The sequence below is a fragment of the Dyadobacter sp. genome (assembly GCF_051859145.1).
In the GTDB taxonomy this organism is placed as follows: domain Bacteria; phylum Bacteroidota; class Bacteroidia; order Cytophagales; family Spirosomataceae; genus Dyadobacter.
On record NZ_JBHYGF010000346.1, the window covers coordinates 12147 to 25670 of the forward strand.

12 protein-coding genes are annotated in these 13524 nt (G+C 46.3%); 8 read left to right on the top strand and 4 right to left on the bottom strand.

Features of this window, described 5'->3' with window-relative positions; all coding sequences use genetic code 11:
• From ACTIE6_RS18465 to ACTIE6_RS18485, 5 genes are all read left to right on the top strand, one after another.
• Nucleotides 1-1855 (top strand): TonB-dependent receptor plug domain-containing protein (locus tag ACTIE6_RS18465; RefSeq protein ID WP_439558048.1); only part of this gene is annotated, 1855 nt, incomplete at its 5' end.
• Between the two features lie 3 nt (nucleotides 1856-1858).
• Nucleotides 1859-2803, top strand: coding sequence for a DUF4249 domain-containing protein (locus ACTIE6_RS18470; RefSeq protein ID WP_439558049.1), 945 nt, complete (start codon nucleotides 1859-1861; stop codon nucleotides 2801-2803).
• 374 nt (nucleotides 2804-3177) lie between these two features.
• Entirely contained in the window at nucleotides 3178-3591 is a 414-nt protein-coding gene (locus ACTIE6_RS18475; RefSeq protein WP_439558050.1) for a hypothetical protein, read from the top strand.
• 113 nt (nucleotides 3592-3704) lie between these two features.
• Nucleotides 3705-4397 (top strand): DUF421 domain-containing protein, encoded by a 693-nt coding sequence (locus ACTIE6_RS18480; RefSeq protein ID WP_439558051.1) that lies wholly within the window; start codon nucleotides 3705-3707, stop codon nucleotides 4395-4397.
• Between the two features lie 78 nt (nucleotides 4398-4475).
• On the top strand, nucleotides 4476-4877 hold the full coding sequence (locus tag ACTIE6_RS18485) for a DUF1398 domain-containing protein (RefSeq protein ID WP_439558052.1): 402 nt from the start codon (nucleotides 4476-4478) through the stop codon (nucleotides 4875-4877).
• Nucleotides 4878-4893: 16 nt separating this feature from the next.
• Here ACTIE6_RS18485 and ACTIE6_RS18490 read toward each other — a convergent pair whose 3' ends face one another.
• The gene (locus tag ACTIE6_RS18490) at nucleotides 4894-5907 is read right to left on the bottom strand and encodes a threonine aldolase family protein (protein ID WP_439558053.1); all 1014 of its coding nucleotides are present in this window, start codon (nucleotides 5905-5907) and stop codon (nucleotides 4894-4896) included.
• A gap of 127 nt (nucleotides 5908-6034) precedes the next feature.
• On the opposite strand from ACTIE6_RS18490, the gene ACTIE6_RS18495 reads away from it, so the two are divergent.
• The gene (locus tag ACTIE6_RS18495) at nucleotides 6035-6217 is read left to right on the top strand and encodes a hypothetical protein (protein ID WP_439558054.1); all 183 of its coding nucleotides are present in this window, start codon (nucleotides 6035-6037) and stop codon (nucleotides 6215-6217) included.
• A gap of 3 nt (nucleotides 6218-6220) precedes the next feature.
• On the opposite strand, the gene ACTIE6_RS18500 is transcribed toward ACTIE6_RS18495, so the two are convergent.
• Complete coding sequence (locus ACTIE6_RS18500) at nucleotides 6221-7369, bottom strand: FAD-dependent oxidoreductase (protein WP_439558055.1); 1149 nt, start codon at nucleotides 7367-7369, stop codon at nucleotides 6221-6223.
• Between the two features lie 212 nt (nucleotides 7370-7581).
• Here ACTIE6_RS18500 and ACTIE6_RS18505 point away from each other — a divergent pair, with 212 nt between their 5' ends.
• Together ACTIE6_RS18505 and ACTIE6_RS18510 are read left to right on the top strand one after the other, a co-directional pair.
• Complete coding sequence (locus tag ACTIE6_RS18505) at nucleotides 7582-8430, top strand: MBL fold metallo-hydrolase (protein WP_439558056.1); 849 nt, start codon at nucleotides 7582-7584, stop codon at nucleotides 8428-8430.
• A gap of 1 nt (nucleotide 8431) precedes the next feature.
• On the top strand, nucleotides 8432-9199 hold the full coding sequence (locus ACTIE6_RS18510) for a patatin-like phospholipase family protein (protein WP_439558057.1): 768 nt from the start codon (nucleotides 8432-8434) through the stop codon (nucleotides 9197-9199).
• Between the two features lie 12 nt (nucleotides 9200-9211).
• Here the strand turns inward: ACTIE6_RS18510 and ACTIE6_RS18515 are convergent, their stop codons facing one another.
• Nucleotides 9212-10522, bottom strand: a complete 1311-nt coding sequence (locus ACTIE6_RS18515) for a vanadium-dependent haloperoxidase (protein WP_439558058.1) — start codon at nucleotides 10520-10522, stop codon at nucleotides 9212-9214.
• Nucleotides 10506-13524: VCBS repeat-containing protein (locus ACTIE6_RS18520; RefSeq protein WP_439558059.1), on the bottom strand; the 3019-nt coding region annotated here is incomplete at its 5' end. The genes ACTIE6_RS18515 and ACTIE6_RS18520, both read right to left, overlap by 17 nt.

The following is a 13524-nucleotide window of genomic DNA, read 5'->3' on the forward strand; positions in this document are numbered from 1 at the left end:
GGTATATAATGCGAACCACTTGTTCGGCTTCTTTTCCATTTTCAACAGCGACGCATTGAAAAGTGTGGAGCTCACAAAAGGCGGTTTTCCAGCGCGGTACGGCGGCCGGCTTTCCTCGGTTTTGGAAATGAATATGAAAGAAGGGAGCAAAGAAAAGCTGCACGGAGAAGGCGGTATCGGACTAATTTCTTCCCGACTTACACTGGAAGGTCCCATTTCGAAAGGCAAATCTTCTTTTCTGATCTCGGGACGCCGCACTTACATTGATATTCTGGCCGCGCCATTTATCGCGAAGTCGCAGCAGGGTTCAGATAGCCAGGTAAAGCCGGGCTACTATTTTTATGATCTGAATGCAAAAATGAACTACGACCTCGGCTCAAAAGACAAACTTTACATAAGCGGATATTTCGGGAGAGACAAGTTTCACGCTAATGAAAAAAGCTCTGATTCGGAAACCCGCGCCGGACTTGCCTGGGGGAATGCAACCGCAACTATGCGGTGGAACCACGTTCTTAACCAGAAGCTTTTCGTCAACAGTTCATTGATTTACAGCAATTTTGACTTTGGGGTTTCGAGTTACACCAAAGAAATTAATGCAAACGATACGGACGAATTCAGCCTCGACTATAACTCGAAAATACGTGATGTAGGAGGCAAGATCGACTTCGACTTTTACCCCTCCACCAAACACGCAGTTAAATTCGGCGGACTTGCGACTTTCCACCGGTTTAACCCTTCTGCGCTCGCCATTGAGGGTTCATTCATCGACAACTCCATTGAACGATCGGTCAGGCCGGTCAACTCACTGGAAGCCGGCTTGTATATAGAAGATACCTGGCAGGCGCTTGAAGCCCTCAAAATCAATGCGGGATTCAGGTTAAGCTCATTTCAGACTGAAACCAAAAACTATATCCGGCCCGAACCCCGGTTTTCAGCTGCATTGCGGCTGGCGAAAGATTTCTCGTTCAAAGCTTCTTATGCACAAATGAACCAGTATGTGCATTTACTCTCCAATACCGGCCTCGGACTGCCTACTGATCTCTGGGTACCGACGACCGACCGTATTGCGCCGCAGCAATCGAGACAAATAGCAGTCGGTTTTGCCAAAGACCTCGAAAAACCCGCCATTACATTGACATTGGAGGGTTATTATAAAGCCATGGACAACATTTTAAACTACAAGGAAGGATCCTCTTTTTTGAGTTTCAATGGAGAAAATGCCAACGAACTGAGCTGGGAGGAAAATGTTACTGCCGGCAAAGGCTGGTCTTACGGAGCTGAATTTTTGGTACAAAAGAAAACAGGCCGCTTCTCCGGATGGATTGGCTATACGCTTTCCTGGACTTACTGGAAATTTCCCGAGCTGAACTTCGGGCGGACCTTCTTTCCGCGGTACGACAGGCGGCATGATTTGTCGGTAGTGGGTATTTACGAGCTGAGCAAACGCATTACCCTCAGTGCAACCTGGGTTTACGGAACCGGAAATGCATTGACCCTGCCCATTTCAACTTACACCGGCCTCAGGGACAATTTTGTACCGCGGGTAACTCCGGAGGGGCAAACAGTTATTGACTGGGGCGGCAGGGAAGTGAATGAATATGGCCAGAAAAACAGCTTTCGCGCAGAACCTTTTCACAGAGGTGACGTGGCTATCCAATTTCATAAAAAGAAGAAAAGACACGAGCGAACCTGGGAATTCGGCATTTACAATGTTTACAACAGGCGCAATCCATTCTTCTATAATATCGATAGTGAAACCGTGACCGAAGGCTCGTCAGTCAGAAGCCGGAAAACCTTGAAGCGCTACTCGCTCTTCCCCATTCTTCCCTCATTCAGCTATAATTTCAAGTTTTGATCTATGAAAATCAGCATTGTAATCGCATTCATTTTGTGGATCAGTTTGTCAGCCTGTGAATCGCTGGTGACGCAGATCGACGATGCCGATTTGCCAAAAACCGAATCAAGGCTGACAGTTCAGGCTTTCATATCTCCCGAAAATCCGCGCATTATTATAGCAGTTACACAATCGCGTCCCTTGTTCGGGGATCCGAATACAACCGAGGGAATTATCAGGAATGCGGTAGTAACACTTTCCGACGCGTCGCGTGAAGTAACAGTTCCATTTGACTCGACCAATGATTTATATGTTACAGACAAAGCCAGGTTTCCCGTAGTAGCTGGCCGAACCTACAAGATTACCGTAACCCAGGGCGGCCGGACAGTCACCTCAACCTGCTCGGTACCGGCAAAAGCAGTAGTACCCATGAGTTTCGAGCTGGATACTGCATATACCAGCTTTTCAGATACAACGCTCCGTTTGAAAGTGAAATGGAATGACATACCGGGTGAGCGAAATTACTACCGGGTCCGGGCATTTGTTGATCTCGAATACAGCATTCCCGAAGGCGTGGGTGGCGGCAAATACAACGAGCGTCGCGTGCGGAACCGTTTTAATGTAAACTGGGAAGAAACCATCGGCCGGGATAATTTTCAAAGTGACGCCAATTTGGATGGAACTGTTTTCACCTCGCCAACAGGTACATTGAGGCTACCCGGACCCACAGGTTTCGCCACAAGTGACGGATCATATTTTACGGTTTACCCCAAATCCAAAATCATTTCTATGACTATGGAGGTATTAAATACGGACGAGAATTATTTCCGGTACCACAAGTCCCTGGACAATGCGCGCAACGCTGATAATCCTTTTGTAGAACCTTCGTTGGTGTTCACCAATATCGAGGGCGGGTTGGGTTGCTTTGCTGCTTATCACACCGGACAGCTGATTTACCGGCCAAAGTAAGTTCCTGCTTCTCTCAGGGCGTTTTTTCTTTCTACATTTTAAGACAAACTGAGGTCAAAGCACCTCAAAATGTTCGCATGATTTCTAAAATATTTGCAAGAAATTTCTGCACATACGAAATGGGGAAATACCGAATACGCTGCGTTCGGCAGTCTTAAAATGCACATTTCAAATGCGCTGAACAAATTACCAGTGTTTATAAATAACTGCATGGTGACATTGCAGCTGTAAGGCATGCTTTTTTCTAAACAGCTACTCTAAACGTAGTAGCATTCTTTACAATATCACAACAAACTGCCTTCGATCATAAGGAGGCTTAAACATCACATATCGGAAGATATGATATCCTGATTATAACCTTAAACAAATTAGATATGGACTTGCAAGGAACTGATAAGGATCAAACGAAAAAACCGAATCCTTCCAATAAAAATATGTCGGAGCCGGATACCCTGCTCGAAACACTTGAAGACCTGAAAGAGGACGGATTTACCTACGATTTCAACCTGACTGCGCACGCATTGGAAGTGCATAAGGAAGACGGTATTTGCCTAAACCTTTCACCGGAAGATTTTGACATTGTTCAGGTATACCGTTTCGAAGGTATGACCGACCCTGGCGATATGTCGATCCTGTATGCAATCGAGTCGAAAGACGGACTGAAAGGCACTTTGATCAGCAGCTACGGGGTTTACGCAGATACTATGACCAATGAAATGATCAAGAAACTGGATACAAGAAGTTCTCTGATCGTGCATCACGATGACGATGAAGATATCGCGCATTAAAATGCGTCGGCCACACTATATCTCGTTAAACAAAGAAAAGATGTTACCTTACCCGAATGGTGTAAAGTAACATCTTTTCATTTGTTCAAACCTTTCTACTAATCTGCTGTTAAATGACGGAAATTCTGGAATGGGATCGGGTTTTGTTCAATGAACTCCCACCCATTTTTCTGCTGGAAGTACTCCTGCGCTCGACTATAATGTTTGTCTTCCTTCTTGTTGCCCTGCGAATCACAGGAAAACGAGGTGTCAGGCAGCTTTCCATTTTTGAGACTGTCATTATTATCGCACTGGGCTCAGCAGCCGGAGATCCGATGTTTTATGAAGATGTTGGTATCATACCTGCACTGGTGGTATTTGCCACAATTATCATGCTTTACCGGCTGGTAACCTGGCTTACGGGAAAGAGCAAGTTTTTTGAGAAAATTGTGGAGGGAAAAACAGTTTGCCTGATCAATGAAGGCCGGTTTTCCATTTCTGAATTTTCAAAGGAGACACTGGCACAAGACGAATTCTTTTCAGAACTGCGCTCGAAAAGCATTGAACATCTAGGTCAGGTAAGAACTGCATTGCTGGAACCTTCCGGTGAGGTAAGTATCTTTTTTTATAAAGATGAAGATGTGAAATACGGGCTGCCGCTGCTGCCCTCTGTGTATTACAAGAAAAGCAAGACGGTTTCAACCGACGGTTATCATTCATGCTCATTCTGCGGCAACACCGAAATGTTAAAGCGCGGGGCTCATACCTGTTCCGTTTGTAACCGCGACGAGTGGGTACCTTCTCTGAACACGGTAAGAATTGCCTGAATTTTGTTGCCGTACATTTGGGAATCAGGGCCTGGCACAGCTATTTTAAGGGTTTGGGGATTAAAAAAACACATAGCTATGGAAATGATCGAATTAACGGAAGAACTGATCCGGTCGGCAGAGCAACGATCTGCCGGACAGCCATATCCTTATTTTGTAAAAAACCTGAAAGCGATCGGGGTAGATAATTACGAGGTAAAAGTGAGAAACTACCAGCGCACCTACACGGCGGCAAATGGGGATAAACTGATGATACCCGGTGAGCTCCCGGAATTTGAATGCGCCGAAGCTTTCGAGCTGGAAGAAGTAAAAAATGCGATCAAGCGCTCACAGGAAGGAGAAACAGATTATCCCACTTTCCTTCGTGAAATTGGCGCCGCAGGTATACATACCTACGTTGCCGACCTCACAGGAATGAAAGTGATTTATCAGGGGCCGAATTCAGAGTATGAATACGAGGAAACGATCCCGGAAGTATAGCCTGCAACGTTATCGTTCAGGCTATTCTTTTTCTGAGTTCTTCCAAATGCATATCAGTAAAATCAAGGTGCGTCACAAAGCGCACCTGCCCTTTTCCAAAAGTCACAGCCAGAATGTCTTTCTGAGCCAGTTGTTGCACATAATCAGTTTCTGATATTCCCGGCGCAAGCCGGACAATGACGATGTTCGTATCTACCGGAAATACCGCCTCCACTTCCGGTTTCGCAGCGAAAAGTGCTCCTATCTCACGGGCACGCAGGTGATCTTCCTTTAATCTCCCAACGTGATAGTCCAATGCGTAAATCCCGGCTGCCGCCAGAAAACCTGCCTGCCGCCAGCCGCCGCCCATTACTTTCCGGAAACGTCTTGCTTTACGGATTACTTCCTTTGTTCCTACCAGCAATGAACCTACCGGGCAGCCCAGCCCTTTTGAAAGACAAATGCTGATACTGTCAAATACCGAACCGTATTTGGCGGGCTCCTCTCCTGTTTCTACCAAAGCATTAAACAGGCGCGCTCCATCCAGGTGTAATGGAATTCCATTGGCATCACAAACTTGCCTGATCGCGCGGATTTCCTCAAAATCGTAGTAGCTGCCTCCACCTTTGTTCATCGTATTTTCGAGCGAAACGAGGCGGGTTACTGTGGAATGTATATCGTGCTCGTTACTGATGGCGTCTGCTACCTGTGGCGCCGTAAGCCTGCCCCTGTCGCCGTCGAGCAGCTTCACCGACGAAAGTGCATTGAGCATGATTCCGCCGCCTTCGTAAAGATAAATATGTGAGTATTTGTCGCAGATTACATCACTGCCGGGCTGTGTATGTGCACGTATCGCAAGCTGGTTCGTCAATGTACCCGACGCGCAGAACAATGCATCTTCCATTCCAAAAAGCTGCGCGGCTTTTTCCTGCAATGCATTCACGGTCGGATCATCGCCCATTACATCATCTCCTACCTCTGCCGCCCACATGGCCTGCTGCATTTCCAGGGTAGGTTTGGTGACCGTGTCACTGCGTAAGTCAATTTTCATTTTAGTATTAATTCAAAAGTATTGCTGCCAGAAAACCTTGCTAATTCAAATATCAACGAATAACGGAAGTAGTGATGATAAGTTGCAAATACTTTTAAACCGATATATTGCAGGCAAAATTTGAGATATGGAGTTTGAAGCGTACTTAACGTCAAAAAAGATCGATCCAGAAACATTCCAAAAGGCGGACAACGCCCGTTTTCAGGAATGGCGCAGCATATTTGAAACCATGCACCCAGAAAGCTTTACTGCGCATAAGAAGTTTTTGATCAACGAAATCAGAAGAAGATATCACTTGAAAGAGGATTAGGCACTATCCTTTCATGTCCTCCATTAATTTCATTAAAATACCAACCGTTTTTTCAGTCTGCTCCCTGCTTGGCGTTGTGTCCCAGTTCCCTACAATCCCATTGCTTCCAATGTAAATTCCGTCTTTGCGGGAGATAAAGTTAGCTCCCTGCGTGTACAGCTTGTAATTTATGTCACTCTGTGGTATCAGACAGGAAAGCTGGCCTGATACCGGCGTAAGTTCTTCATCGTTGAACACGGGCTTGGCGCCAAGTCCCATGCAGTTCACAACTACCTTCTCCGACAATGCGTCAATATCCTCCAATCGCTTAATCTCCTGAATTTTTACTTTCCCGCCAAACATCGTAAAATCCTGCAATTGGTGGCGCAGGTAAGTAGGGATATTGAACATGATGTTGGAGCGGCGTGTCACATAGTCAGCTTTAAACGGGTGCTCTTTGGAAGTAAGCCGCACCCGCTCCGGCAGTAAACCTTCCACTTCAAAATCCTCACCGCCCGCGCCGGGCGCGTAAACAGGAGCCTGCTTAAAAACGCTGTATTCCTCAGCCCAGCAGGCAATGTCATTCATTCCGAGCAGAAACTGAAAGCGGCGGTGAGAGAACCGCGTCGCCTCTTCCCAGATTGCCTGGAACTCGGGTTTGGCTACTTTTTTGTCACAAACCCGCGAAGCCGGAGACCAGGTACCCGTTGCCAGGTTGCTCGTGATATTCGGCGGCACATCTTTGGTGTAGATTGTTACTTCGCAGCCACTTTCCTGCAAAAGCCGTGAAGTAGCAATGCCAACAGTACCGCAACCGAGAACGGCAATTTTCTTCTCCCTGGTTTTGAGCACGTGATTACGGGCAATGTTGCCGGTACCCCATGAAAGTGACCAGCCGCTGCCGCCGTGCCCATAATTATGTACCAGCGTCTTACTCCCAAGCTGCTCCACATCCAGCCGGGGACCGGAGGGACGAAATGGGCGCAGGCCCACCGTTTCTTTTACAATCCTGTCCATCGAAAGCCTTAATTTAGGAATTTGATGGTAGCCGCGGCTGATATGAAAGTGCTTATCAGGATAGTACTGCTGGGTTTTGGGTGCGCATGAAGCAGCGATTGTACCTAATGCAAAACTCGCGGGGATCGCTTTTTCAAAAAAATTTCGGCGGTTCATAAGAGTGAAAGGAATTATTGTGACAATGTAAAATAACGAGTATAACACTATGACACAAATCATATTCGGCATTTAGAACTCCTATCAAAACATAATTTTATTTTTTCCAGTTAACTGCAACTATTGCTTTACATTATACAAAATGTATTTGTCTAAAATTATGGTATGTTAGGCCTGAGAGCCGCAACGAACAAATCACCTGCAAAGCAATTATGAAAATACATATTATAGATACGGGCTTTTTCAAACTCGACGGCGGCGCGATGTTCGGTGTGGTACCCAAGTCGCTTTGGAACAAGCAAAACCCTGCGGACGAGCAAAATCTGTGCTCCTGGGCCATGCGCTGTTTGTTGATTGAGGATGGAGAAAAGCTGATTATGATCGATACGGGAATGGGCGACAAGCAGGATGCAAAGTTTTTCGGGCATTATGATCTGCACGGGGATGCTACCCTGCTTGGTTCTGTCCGTAGCAAAGGTTTTGAACCGGAAGATATAACGGACGTGATCCTGACGCACCTGCATTTTGACCATGTTGGAGGCGCAGTGCGTTTTAATAAAGACTATACAAAGCTCACACCCACCTTTGCCAATGCAACCTATTGGTCCAATGAGGCCCACTGGAACTGGGCTACCAACCCGAACCCGCGCGAAAAAGCATCATTTCTGAAAGAGAACATACTTCCCTTGCAGGAAGCAGGACAGCTACGATTTATCGAAAACCAGGTTTCTCCGTTTTCGGCCATTGATTTCATTTTCGTTGATGGACACACAGAGCAAATGATGTTGCCCGTTATTTCTTATAAAAACAAGAAACTCGTTTATGCCGCCGACCTGCTCCCATCCTCTTTCCACGTGCCTATCCCCTGGATTATGAGCTATGATATGCGGCCTCTGCAAACCATGGACGAAAAGCAGCTGGTACTGCAAAAGGCAGCCAACGCGGAGCACGTGCTGATTTTCGAGCACGATCCGCTTTATGAGGCTGCTGTGGTAGTACATACCGAAAAAGGGATCAGGATAGGAACACGCGGCCCATTAAGCGACTTTATTGCAGATTAATATGAAGATTGGTTTGGTATTATCGGGAGGCGGCGCTCGGGGAATTGCACATTTGGGGGTATTACAGGCTTTGCAGGAACATGGTATAGAGCCGGATATCATCAGTGCGACGAGCTCAGGTGCTTTTACAGGTGCAATGATCGCCTATGGTTTTCAACCTGCCGACATCCTGGAAAAGATCATTCAAACCAGCTTTTATCCCTATCTGCGGCCAGGTTTCGGCGCAAGCGGATTGTTGCAGATGAAGCGTATTGAAACCGTGATTTGTCAGTACATTCCCGAAAACACATTTGAATCGCTCCGAATACCACTGGTAATTAATGCCACTGATATAGTTTCAGGCGAGGCTGTTATTTTTCGAAATGGCGAACTTGCATTGCCGCTGCTCGCCTCCTGCTGCATTCCCGGTCTTTTTAGCCCCATTAAGGTAAATGGCCGCGATCTTGTAGACGGCGGCGTACTTAACAACTTACCTGTGGAATACATTGAAGACGAAGCCGACATCATTATTGGCAGCCATTGTAACCCATTCAGCTTAAACAAACCGCTGAAAACAACGACTGAAATCGTTTACCGCAGTCTGATCCTGGCTATGCATACCAAAAGCCGGGAACGTTTTACAAAGTGCAACCTCCTCATCGAACCACCCGCATTGAACAGCTTTGGCATTTTTGATTTCAGAAGAGCAAAAGAGTTGTTTAATGTGGGATATGCGTATACATCGGGATTACTGCAAAGTATGGATATGAGTAGTTTTAGACTGAGCTAACGAAATTCTATCCTAGCGCTCTCCCAGCGTCTTCACAACCCACTCTCCTACCTGTTGCCCCTGGTTCTGTCCATTGGTAATCGCGTCCATAAAATGGATACCTCCGTAAAATCTCGACGCGCCTGATTCCAATGCAGCTGCCATAAAAGAAGGAAATTTGCGTGCTTTCAGGTTAAAACGTTCTTCAACCGTATCGGTGTAGGCGAAGTTTTCTCCAAAGTAGTGCGTGAGGATCACGGCTGAGCAGGTCGATATCACAGAGTGGCCGCTCAGGTATTCAGGAAACGGCGGTGTTTGCAAAAAGGGCTTCCAGGTTGGGTCAATGTACTTCCGGATCGCGGTTTCAGGACGGATGCGGTTACTTCTGTATTTCTCGTCCCAGCAGGTCATAAAGCTATCCATTAAACCAATCGCAACACTGGTATTGACCAGCAAAGTTTTGCCAAAATCTATCTTTGCCTGCTTACATGCAATATCCGTGATGCCCATCCAATGCGCGCCAGGAGAGATTTTCTTCATACCTACCAGCAAGTGCCCCCTGTTTTCCAATGCAAATGGATTACAATCCCAGAATGCGGCGGTCACCAAATGCTCCTGCTCTTTTTGATCATCATAGTTCATTTTCATCAACCTGAAAAACTTCGAATCTTTCTTTTCCGAAAATGCAACCGGAGGCGGCGGGATGAACTGGGAAGAAGAATCGAGCGTGAACGGTCTTACTGTACTAAAAAAAGGCTCGACCGGCGGGAAATAGCCCGGCGGCGTCGGATACCAGGTACCTGGCGTGTTGCGCGGTTCGTACCTCGGATAGTTGCTGATCAGGTTATATTTGTCCGCTTTGGCGTATTTCAGGATTTGTTTGCTGATTGCAATTCCATATTCACGGGAGCCTGCGAGCACTTCATCGTCCCAGCCAAGTGTTTTGCACGAATCCAGCAATCTGTCCTGGTATTTCTGTAAAAGTGCGCCCGAAGGCTGCATTTTCTTGGCAGTTTCCAGCATTGCCATAATTGCCGCCAGCTGGTAGGAGTATGTTTCAATAGCAGGTTTCGTAATTTCAGGAAAATCGTTTAATACTCCGTGCATACTCTTGTAAGCACTATCATGCTGCGCTACTGTCTCATACCCTGCTAAACAGGCGTACGAAAAAAACCGGGCACTTAATGGCGGGTTCGTTACATCATGCACCATCACATCGGTCATCTGTAAGGTAACCTGCCCGATCGTTTCCGGACTAACATTATACTCTTTTTGCTGTTTATTACACCCGGCCAGACTGCCAAGTGCGAGGAGCAGCACAATGATTCTACTGAACTTTACCAACCTGATATGCTTTTATTTCCTTCTGATTAATTCCAAACAACAATTTATTGCCAACAGGCAGCACACTGCGCACATCGCCTTTGAGACTAAAACCCGAGTCAGTCTGCCGGATGTAGGCAAACTTCCCTTTTCCGTCGCCTTTCAGCAGGATACCATAGTTGGCGTCGTACTTACCAAATCTCAACCGTGCCTTGCTCACATTTCCGCAAAGCAGCAGGTCTTTATGTCCATCGCCATTATAATCCAGACTGGTGATTGTGTAAACAGGCGCGCTTTGAACTTCCAGCGGAAGCTGTTTTTCTACAAACTTACCCGCTGCATTGGATTCGAAATAGGCTGTTTTCAGATAATTGGATCCGAGTTCCTGCGCGCCTTGTAACTCTTCCGCAGTAAAAATTTCTTTAACCGAAGCATCTGCGTAGCTTTTATAATCCTGAAACCGCGTCCGCATAATGCTCATCTGATCCAGCAGCTCGTCGCGGGTTACATAAGGATAACTTTTCCCCTGAATGTAAAAACTCATAATCGGATCAATGGATCCGTTATCGTCAAAATCCTTATAGATCATCTGAACAGGCTCTGCGTCGCTGGCTTTGCATTGCGTATTCAGGCCCATATTCCCGAGCACGAGATCAGGTTTTCCGTCGCCATTGAAGTCGTCAATCAGGATTTTATTCCACCAGCCTTTGAAAGGTTTGGTAAAATAATCGGACGTTTTGTTTTCCAGCTTTCCTTTTGAATTGATCAAAACAATTACCGGCATCCACTCTCCTGTCAAAATCAAGTCGGGCTTTTTATCATTGTTCAAATCTGTCCATGCTGCGTCGGTTACCATGCCTATCTTTTCAAGATCCGCATTCCAGCTTTTGGTTTGATCCGAAAAATTCCCTTTTCCGTCATTGATCAATACATAACTTCTTGGCGCTTCGGGATACCGGCCGGGAATTACGCGCCCGCCGACAAATAAATCAGGTTTATTATCTCCATTTAAATCCGCTACCCGCACGCAGCTGGTGCTTGTCAGCATTTTTGGCAGCGACGAAGTACTTTTGGTTAGATTTCCTTTTCCATCATTCAGGTACAACCTGCTTTGTAACAGAGGATCTTCGGGCAGAAAACTCGCATAGCCGCCGCTGCACACGAACAAATCCTGAGAACCATCTCCATTCGCATCAAAAAACAATGCATCCGTATCTTCCGATTGCTTGTCTGCTTCCAATGCAGGCACCGGCTTATTGGTAAATGCACCGCTTTTTTGCTGTATATACAATTGCGCAGCTTGGCCGGCCGCGCCGCCGATAAAAACATCTTCCAGACCGTCGCCATTAATATCGCCTTTTCGCAGACAAGGTCCTGAGAACGAGATCGGATTAATGAGCAGCGGCTGGCGTTTGAAATCGTTAGTCTGAATAGCCGGACTCTTAAATGCAATCGGAGAAGTTACCGGAGAGAAAGCCGGATTGTATTTTGGAGGAAAGGACTTTGTCATTTTTCCATTCACTTCCTGCAACACCAACTGCTGATTGATCTTTGGCGAGACGATCTTCTGCTGCTTGCCACTCAGCCAGGTAATGGAAAGTGAATCTACGGTCCCATTTTTTCCTAATCCGAAATGCAGAATAGGCGACACGCTCGACTGGTACCCGCGCGTCGGCATTTGTTCGAGATATTGCTTCTGGCCCTTTTGATAGATCGTTACTTTTGCGCCAGTTCCTAATGTATTTCTACCCTCGCCTTCCAGCTTGATTTTGAGGTAATCGTTTTTTAAAAGCTCATTACCTTCATTCTGGTAAATAAATGCAGGTTTGTTGATGTTGTTGACGATCAGATCAAGATCTCCGTCATTGTCAAGGTCCGCATAAGCCGCTCCGCCGCTGTTGGAAATCTCCCCTAATCCCCAACTGTCAGCTACATTGCTGAATGTTAAGTTTTTACCATTCCTGAAAAGGTAATTTTTCATGTTGGAAGAAGGCATTTGATATACCAGCTGCAATACATCTTCGCGCTTGACCTGACCTTCAATGCGTTTTAAATGATCTCCCATGAATTTTACAAAATCCATATTGGTGAAATCACGCAGGTTTCCATTTGTGATGAAGATGTCCTTCCAGCCATCGTTATCGTAGTCAGCAAAGAGCGAAGCCCAGCTCCAATCCGTATTTGAAACACCTGCCAGCTGACCTACTTCCGAGAAAACGGGGACTTTGGAGCCCTTACTTGTTCCCTCATTCATTTGGAGCATATTGCGCATATACTGGTGATGAAAGCCCACTTTTACATTAAAATCAAAGAGTTCGTAGTTGTCCAGGCCCGAAAGCAACTTTTGTCGCCTGTTATCCTCCGGCAACATATCCAGCGTAAAAATATCCGGCAGCCCGTCGTTATTAAAATCAGCGATATCACTGCCCATTGAAGAATGCGAAGTGTGTCCGATACTTTCATCCAGCACATCGGTGAAGGTGCCGTTTTTATTATTGATGTATAAAAAATCAGGTACGGAGTAATCGTTGGAAATGTACATATCCTGCCAACCATCCTGATTAATGTCGGCTACGCCGATACCTAATCCATAAGTCAGCGGAGAGCTGTGAATGCCCGCTTTCTTGGTGATATCCGTAAAAAATGGCTCGCCACTTTTCGGATCGTTGCGGAACAAACGCACACCGGTTACCGGATCATCTTTACTCAGAAGATCGGCAGTACTGGCTTCATCGAGTATCGGCAGAGACTTGGGATTATGGTTGAGCAAAAACATATCCAGATCCCCGTCTTTGTCAAAGTCAAAAAAAGCAGCCTGGGTACTGTTACTTGGATCGGCCAAACCGTATTGAACCGCCATTTCTTCAAATTGCGGTATTCCTGCCGGGCTATTTCCTTTGTTGATAAACAGCTGGTTACGCAAACTTTCGGGAGAAACGTTGCCGGAATAGCAAACATAAAGATCCAGTTTGCCGTCTCCATTTACGTCGGCCATTGTAACGCCCGTTTTCCAGGGCTTTTCC